7 protein-coding genes and 2 pseudogenes are annotated in these 7,355 nt (G+C 73.1%); 6 read left to right on the top strand and 3 right to left on the bottom strand.

The window, feature by feature from the left end; genetic code table 11:
• Positions 1-229 (top strand): annotated as a pseudogene (locus tag ABD371_RS34485) (hypothetical protein); the annotation flags it as partial.
• Positions 230-447: 218 nt separating this feature from the next.
• A pseudogene (locus tag ABD371_RS34480) lies at positions 448-762 on the top strand (DUF3626 domain-containing protein); the annotation flags it as partial.
• On the opposite strand, the gene ABD371_RS34475 reads toward ABD371_RS34480, so the two are convergent.
• Positions 749-952, bottom strand: a complete 204-nt coding sequence (locus tag ABD371_RS34475) for a hypothetical protein (RefSeq protein ID WP_190124041.1) — start codon at positions 950-952, stop codon at positions 749-751. The pseudogene ABD371_RS34480 and the gene ABD371_RS34475 sit on opposite strands and share 14 nt — an antisense overlap.
• 170 nt (positions 953-1,122) lie before the next feature.
• Entirely contained in the window at positions 1,123-1,716 is a 594-nt protein-coding gene (locus ABD371_RS34470) for a TetR/AcrR family transcriptional regulator (RefSeq protein WP_344486257.1), read from the bottom strand.
• A gap of 110 nt (positions 1,717-1,826) precedes the next feature.
• Here ABD371_RS34470 and ABD371_RS34465 point away from each other — a divergent pair, with 110 nt between their 5' ends.
• Together ABD371_RS34465 and ABD371_RS34460 are read left to right on the top strand one after the other, a co-directional pair.
• The gene (locus ABD371_RS34465; protein ID WP_344486254.1) at positions 1,827-3,014 is read left to right on the top strand and encodes a cytochrome P450; all 1,188 of its coding nucleotides are present in this window, start codon (positions 1,827-1,829) and stop codon (positions 3,012-3,014) included.
• Between the two features lie 5 nt (positions 3,015-3,019).
• Positions 3,020-3,238 carry a ferredoxin gene (locus tag ABD371_RS34460; RefSeq protein WP_344486250.1) on the top strand — a complete coding sequence of 73 codons (219 nt, stop codon included), beginning with the start codon at positions 3,020-3,022 and terminating at the stop codon, positions 3,236-3,238.
• Positions 3,239-3,288: 50 nt separating this feature from the next.
• On the opposite strand, the gene ABD371_RS34455 is transcribed toward ABD371_RS34460, so the two are convergent.
• Positions 3,289-4,779, bottom strand: a complete 1,491-nt coding sequence (locus tag ABD371_RS34455) for an MFS transporter (RefSeq protein WP_344486247.1) — start codon at positions 4,777-4,779, stop codon at positions 3,289-3,291.
• 233 nt (positions 4,780-5,012) lie between these two features.
• Between ABD371_RS34455 and ABD371_RS34450 the strand changes: the two genes are divergently transcribed.
• On the top strand, positions 5,013-6,161 hold the full coding sequence (locus ABD371_RS34450) for a FecCD family ABC transporter permease (RefSeq protein ID WP_381735504.1): 1,149 nt from the start codon (positions 5,013-5,015) through the stop codon (positions 6,159-6,161).
• 110 nt (positions 6,162-6,271) lie between these two features.
• Positions 6,272-7,291 (top strand): FecCD family ABC transporter permease, encoded by a 1,020-nt coding sequence (locus tag ABD371_RS34445; RefSeq protein WP_344486267.1) that lies wholly within the window; start codon positions 6,272-6,274, stop codon positions 7,289-7,291.
• Positions 7,292-7,355: the final 64 nt, after the last annotated feature.

Raw genomic sequence — 7,355 nt, 5'->3', positions numbered from 1 at the left:
CTCCCGCCCCGACCCCCCCCTCCACACCCCCCCCACCCCCCGCACCCCCCAACTGCCCCCACCGGGCCAACGCGTCCCCTGGCCCGGCGCCCACGAGCCCCGCCCCTCGGTCCCGAAGCCGCCCGCACCCCAGCCGGGCACGACCTACGGCATGAAGGACATCTGCGACAGCTCCGCCGGAATCACCGACCCCTCCGTCACCGTCCTCTGCCGCGACGCCTACCGCTGAACCGGCATCCCCTCCCGGCCCGTTGGCACACGCGTCCCCCGTACGAACTCGGGTGCGGCGGCGACCGCCGTTCCCGCACAATGCGCGGATGGCCGCTCACACCCACGCTTCATCGCCGAGTCAGAAGGCCCTGCGGCATGTCGCGCTTCTCTCCACCGGCGGACCCCTCCCTCCCGACATGCGGGTGACGATGCACTTCCACCCCGATCGCCCGGCGGGAGGCCGCCGCTCACCGGCTTCCGTGCCCGGTGGAATGGCATCCCGGCTTCCGGCTCGGCGTGGACGAGCTGCGACGCCGTCCGGGCTACCGGGGGCAGCGATATGTCGACCTGGGGGTCGAGATCGCGGTGGGCGGCCGGCTCACTCCCGAGGTCGTCGGGGATGCCGCCCGTTCGGGCCGGTACGCGCTTCAGGACCTCAAGAAGGTCTGGCACTGCCTGGCGCGATTCGGCCACCCGTCGTACCGCGCCGGAGCCGGGGTGCGGGAGTGCGGCCGGCACCCCGGCGGGGGGCCGGGCCCTAGGGGGCGGTGATGTGGAAGACGCCGCACTGCACGGACGGCGAGAGCACCACCCAGTGCGGGCTACACCCCACCACCACGTTCGGGTTCTGCTCCGAGGAGATGACGATGTCGCCGAAGTCGAGGGCCGACGCGGCGGTCGTGGTGCCGAGGATTCCGGCGGCGGTGAGGGCGAGGGTGGTCAGGACGGCGCGGACGCGCATGATGGTTCTCCTTGGTGGTCGACGGACCGGAGTACGGGAACTTCCGCTGAAACGTTCCCGCGCTGTTGGCCGGGACATCGCGACACGCCGGTACGCACCTGATTGGCGGTCGGGTTTCACACGGCCGCAGCAAGGGGATCCGCCGTACGGCGGCCTGTTCGGCGCGGACGCTACTCCGTTCGGTCCGGCGCGGACCAGAGGTGGTCGAGGGCTCCGAGGACGAGCCGGCAGACGGCGTCCGGGTCCGCGCTCGCCAGGGGCTCGCGGGCGACGACCGTGCGCATGAGGCCGATGCCGAGCAGCCAGGCCATGGCGAGGTCGGCGCGGAGGGCCCCGTCCTCGGCGCCGGAGAGGGTGGCCAGGGCGCTCTGGTACTCCTGGCCCAGCTCCCGCAGGGTTCCGGCTTCCTCCTCGCCGCGTCCGACGGACCGCAGATAGACCTCCAGCGAGCGGTCGGCCGCGCCGGTGGCGCTGCCGGTCAGCATCGATCGCAGGGAGGCCTCGAACAGCTCTCCGGGGGGTGTCGCGCGCAGCCGCTCCAGACCGCCCTGGGCGACGACCTCGGTGAGCAGGCCCTGCTTCGACCCGAAGTACCGGAACAGCAGTGCCTGATTGGCCCCGGCCCGCTCGGCTATCTCACGGACCGTCGTCCCCTCGTACCCCCGCTCGGCGAACAGGTCCCGGGCCGCTTCGAGGAGCCGCAGCCGGGTGGCAGCGGCGTCGCGGCGGCGTTCTCCGGCGGGTGGACAGGGAGCTTCTTCCACGAGGTGATCCTTTCCGGCGATTGGTCAAAACAACGGCTGTATACGGTCGTTGACCGCCCCGAAGGCCGGGCCTACCGTTGTAAGCAGATGCTTACATCTGGGAGGTCGCAGTGACAGCCGACACCACACCCCTTGCCTACCCCTTCAACACCGCCGACGGGCTCCGGCTCGCCGACGCCTATGAGCACGCCCGCGATCAGGAGGGCCTGCTCTCCGTCCGTATGCCCTACGGCGAACCGGCCCTGCTGGTCACCCGTTACGCGGACGCCCGGTTCGTCCTGGGGGACCAGCGCTTCAGCCGCGCCCTGGCCGCCGAACACGACGCGCCCCGGCAGTCGGAGGGCCGTACCGACAGCGGGATCCTCGGCATGGACCCGCCCGACCACACCCGGCTCCGCTCCCTGGTCGCCAAGGCGTTCACGGTCCGCGCGGCGGAGCGGCTCCGGCCCCAGGTCAAGGAGTTCACCACGGGCCTCCTCGACGCCCTGGAGGAGACCGGGGCCCCCGCCGACCTGGTGGACGGCTTCGCGCTGCCGCTCCCGGTCGCGGTGATCTGCCGGCTGCTCGGGGTGCCCCTGGAGGACCGTCCCCGCTTCCGGATCTGGAGCGACGCCGCGCTGTCGACCAGCTCCCTCACCGCCGCCGAGGCCGAGGCCAACAACGAAGAGCTGCGCGTCTACATGGCCGGGCTGATCGAACTCCACCGCGAGAAGCCGCAGGACGATCTGATGACCGAGCTCATCGAGGCCAGGGACGGCGGCGACCGGCTCTCCGAGGAGGAACTCGTCGATCTGTGCGTGGCCGTGCTGGTCGCCGGGCACGAGACCACCGCGACCCAGATCCCCAACTTCGTCCTCACCCTGCTGGACCACCCCGATCAGCTCGCCCTGCTGAGGGCCCGCCCGGAGCTGATCCCGGGCGCGGTCGAGGAACTCCTGCGGTTCGTGCCGCTGGGCAGCGGCGCGGCCCACCCCCGGTACGCCACCGAGGACGTCGTGGTCGGCACCACCCTCGTCAGGGCGGGCACCCCGGTCCTGGTCGCGGCCGGCGCGGCCAACCGCGACGCGATGAGGTTCACCGCCCCCGGCGTCCTCGACATCTCCCGCGAGGGCAACCAGCACCTCGGATTCGGTCACGGGGTGCACCACTGTCTCGGCGCGCCGCTGGCCCGGCTGGAGCTCCAGGAGGCCCTGGGCGGGCTGATCTCCCGATTCCCCGGGCTGCGGCTGGCCGGCGATGTGGTCTGGAAGTCCGAGATGCTGGTGCGCGGCCCCCGGGCCATGCCCGTCGCCTGGTGACCGGCGTGAGCTGGAGCGTACGGGTCGACTCCCGGCTCTGTCTGGGCTCGGGCATGTGCGCCGCGATCGCCCCCGAGGTGTTCGCGCTGGACGGCGATCACGCGCGGGCCCGTGAGGACGGCGCGGAACCGGACGAACGCGCCCTGGAGGCCGCCGAGATCTGCCCGGCCCTGGCGATCACCGTCCACGACGGGACCGCCGTGATCGGCCCCCGCCGCGAATGAACCGCCGAGGAGCGCGCAGGCCTTCCCCCGGCTCCCGCTCCGGCTCCGGCTCACGCTTCCTGTGCGGCGGTGGCCCGGAGCCGGGGGAGAGCGACCGAGGTGAGCGCGGCGGCGGCCAGCGCGAGCGCGGCGGTGACGAGGAAGGCACGGCCGTACCCCGCCGCCAGCGCCTCCCGGGCTCCGGCCCCCGTGCCCTCGGCGGCCCTGGTCGCGGCGGCCGCGACGGTGGCGAGCACCGCGAGGCCGATGCTCCCGCCGCACTGGCGGCCCGCGTTGAGGAGTCCGCTGGCGAGACCGGCCTCGTGGTGGGCCACCCCGGAGGTGCCCATATAGGTGTTGGTGACCATGCTCAGCCCCATGCCGACGCTCGCCACCAGGGAGGGCCCGAAGAACCCGCCGATCAGGGTCGAGGAGGCGTCCGCCAGACTGAACCAGGCCATTCCGGCGGCGAGGAGCAGCAGACCGCCGACGATGAGCAGCCGCCGGTCCACCGTCTTGACGAGGCGCATGCCGGCCACGCTGCCGCCGATGGCCCCGAAGCAGAAGGGCAGGAAGGCGAAGCCCGCCTCCAGGGGGCTGTAACGCAGCACGTCCTGGAGGTACAGCGAGGCCAGATAGAAGCCGCTCACCATCGCCGCGCCCACCAGCAGCGAGTTGACGTTGGAGAGCCACACGGTGCGGCTCCGGAGTATCCCCAGCCGTACCAGCGGGGCGCTGCTCCGCCGCTCCCACAGGGTGAACGCGAGGCCGAGGAGCACGGCCAGGCCCAGTACGGACAGGGTCCGGGCCGAGCCCCAGGGGTGCCGGTCGGTACTCAGGACGCCGTAGACCAGGGCGGTCATCGACGCGGTGCCGAGGACCGCGCCGAGGATGTCGAGCCGGGGCCGCTCGTGGGACGGCCGGTCCCGCACGGCCGCCATCGCTATCGGCAGGGCCACGGCGATCAGCGGCACATTGATCAGCATCACCCAGCGCCAGCCGAGCAGATCGGTGAGCAGTCCGCCCGCGAGTACGCCCAGGGCACTGCCGGAACCGGCGACGGTGGCCCAGGTGCCGACCGCCTTGGTACGGGCCGGTCCCTCCGCGAAGGTGACCATGATCACGGTGAGGCCGATCGGCGCGAGCACCGCGCCCGCCAGCCCCTGCCCGGCCCGGGCGGCGATCAGCTGGCCCGGGGTCTGCGCGAAGCCGCCCAGCAGCGAGGCGATCCCGAACAGCAGCAGTCCGGCGATCATGGTGCGGCGGTGTCCGAACAGATCGGCCAGCCGCCCCCCGAGGAGCAGCAGTCCGCCGAAGACCAGGGTGTAGGCGTTCACCACCCAGGCCAGCGAGCCCGCCGAGAAGCCGAGATCGCGGCTGATGGCGGGCAGGGCGACATTGACCACGCTGATGTCCAGCGCCACGATGAGCTGGGACAGACAGACCGCGGCCAGCACCAGCCCGGTGCGCGCGGACGGCCCCCGGCCTCCGGCCCCCGTGGTGCCGGGGAGCGGTCCGGGCGCGGTGTCCCTGGTCGGGGAGAGGCCGCCGGAATCACCCATGGTTACCTCCTGTGTACCCGAGTCCCAACTGCTTAGGTAAGGTATGCCTAAGTCCACTTGTGTGCAAGTTGGAAGGGTTTCCTGCGGCCCCAACTGCCGTGCGGAGCAAGTTGATTCGTTCGCTGAGAGATGGTTAGGCTTTCCTTATCAACTTATGGACTGCTGGGTGCGAACGGGGGAGGCCTGGTGGTGAAGACGTTGTGCCGTTTTCCCGGAGCGACGGTGACCGAGTGGTGAGGCGGTACAGGCCGGCGGCGACGACCCCGGCCGAGTCGCCGGATCCGCCGGGCGGTTCGTCCCCGGCGGTCCTGACGAAGACCGCGGAGGAACCGGTCCCGACGGCCCCCGGGCCGACCGTGAGGGCCGCCTCCCCCTCGCTGCGCCGCCGGGCCGCCACGATGCGCTGGGGCGGCCTGCTGGCCGGTGCCGTGCTGCTCGCCGGGGTCTGTGTGCTCAGCCTCTCGGTCGGCGCGCGGAGCATCCCGTTCGCGGCCGTCTGGGAGGTGCTCTTCGACGGCAGGGGCGGCGAAGAGGGCTTCATCGTGCGGGAGCTGAGGATCCCGCGCACCGTGCTCGGCCTGCTGGCCGGCGCGGCACTGGGGCTCGCGGGCGCGCTGATGCAGGGGCTGACCCGCAATCCGCTGGCCGATCCCGGACTCCTCGGTGTGAACAACGGGGCCTCGGCCGCCGTGGTGGTGGCGATCTCCTTCCTGGGCGTCGGTTCCCCGATCGGCTATGTCTGGTTCGCCTTCCTGGGCGCCGCGGCCACCTACACCCTCGTCTATCTGCTCGGCTCCACCGGCCGGGCGGCCACCCCCGACCGGATGGTGCTCGCCGGGGCGGCGATCAACGCCGCGATGATCGCCTTCGTGTCCGCCGTCCTCCTCCACGACGTGGAGACCTTCGACAAGTTCCGCTTCTGGGACGTGGGATCGCTCGCCGGCCGCGATCTGGCCGTGGCCCTCCAGGTCGGCCCGCTGATCCTGCTGGGCGTGGTCGTGGCGCTCGCCCTGGCCCGCCCGCTGAACGCGCTGGCCCTGGGCGACGAGACTGGCCGGGCGCTGGGCGCGCACACCGAGCGGACCCGGCTGATCGGCGCGCTGGCGGTCGCCCTGCTCTGTGGCGGGGCCACCGCCGCGGCCGGGCCCATCGCCTTCGTCGGCCTGGCGGTTCCCCATGTCGTCCGGCTGGTCACCGGCCCCGACCAGCGCTGGGTGATGGCCTATTCGCTGGTGCTCGCACCGGCCCTGCTGCTGGGCGCGGACGTCGTCGGGCGGCTGCTCGCCGCGCCGGGGGAGCTGGAGGCGGGCATCGTCACCGCGTTCCTGGGCGCGCCGGTCTTCATCGCGCTCAGCCGCCGACGCAGGGTGACCGGGCTGTGAGCGCGGTACGCGGGGGTCCCCCCGTCAACAGGCCCGCCGGGCCCCACGAGTCCGCCGGGCCCGACAGGCCCGGCAAGCAGGGCAGGCCGGCCAGGCCGGTCACCGGGCGGGTGCTCCGCACCCCGGCCGGGGCGGTCTCCCTCCGCTTCCACTTCCGCTCGCTGGCCGCCGGGACACTGCTGGCCGCGGTGACCTTGGCCGTGGGTGTCGTGAGTCTGACCACCGGCAGCTATCAGGCCTCGGTCCCCGACGTGATCGCCACGCTGTTCGGCGGCGGTCCCGACGGGCTGGACTTCATCGTCAACGAACTGCGGCTGCCCCGGCTGCTGGTCGCCGTCATGGTCGGGGTGGCGCTGGGGATGAGCGGGGCGATGTTCCAGAGCATCTCCCGCAATCCGCTGGGCAGCCCGGACGTCATCGGCTTCACCACCGGCTCGGCCACCGGCGCGCTCATCGTGATCCTGCTGCTCGGCGGCGGCCTCCAGAGCGTCGCCGCAGGCGCGGTCGTCGGCGGTCTGGCGACCGCCGCCGTGGTCTACGGGCTGGCCTTCCGGCGCGGGGTGCAGGGCTTCCGCCTCATTCTGATCGGCATCGGCACCACCGCGATGCTCGCCTCGTTCAACGCCTATCTGCTGACGCGCGCGGCGCTCGCCGACGCGCACACCGCGCAGCTCTGGCTCACCGGCAGTCTGAACGGCCGCCGCTGGGAACACGCGCTGCCGCTGGCGCTCGCGCTGCTGGTCCTGGTGCCCGCCGCGCTCGCGCTCGGACGGCGGATGTCGCTGTTGGAGATGGGCGACGAGACGGCCCGCGCCCGGGGCGTGCCCGCCGAGCCGACCAGGCTCGCCCTCCTGGTGACCAGCGTCGGGCTGACCGCGGTGGCGACCGCCGCCGCGGGCCCCATCGCCTTCGTGGCGCTCGCCGCCCCCCAGCTCGCCCGCCGGCTGACCCGCTCGGCCGGGTCGGGACTGCTGCCCGCCGCGCTGATGGGAGCCCTGCTGCTGGTCGTGGGCGACCTGGCCGCGCAGCGGGTGCTGGCCCCGACGCAGCTGCCGGTGGGCGTCGCCACCGCCGCGCTCGGCGGGGTCTATCTGGCCTGGCTGCTGAGCCGGGAATGGCGGAACCGCTGATGGCGCGCCCCCGCCGGGACATCGCCGCAATCCACCACGCACCACACCACTTCGGAAGCGGGCA

The sequence above is a fragment of the Streptomyces amakusaensis genome (genome assembly GCF_039532665.1).
In the GTDB taxonomy this organism is placed as follows: Bacteria; Actinomycetota; Actinomycetes; order Streptomycetales; family Streptomycetaceae; genus Streptomyces; species Streptomyces amakusaensis.
Note: the sequence above shows the minus strand (reverse complement) of the source record. Positions and strands in the feature narration are given on the sequence as shown.

Excerpts from the sequence above, each read along its gene's own strand:
- ABD371_RS34455 (WP_344486247.1), bottom strand. The coding sequence starts at position 4,779 with ATGGGTGATTCCGGCGGCCTCTCCCCGACCAGGGACACCGCGCCCGGA.
- ABD371_RS34475 (WP_190124041.1), bottom strand. The coding sequence starts at position 952 with ATGCGCGTCCGCGCCGTCCTGACCACCCTCGCCCTCACCGCCGCCGGA.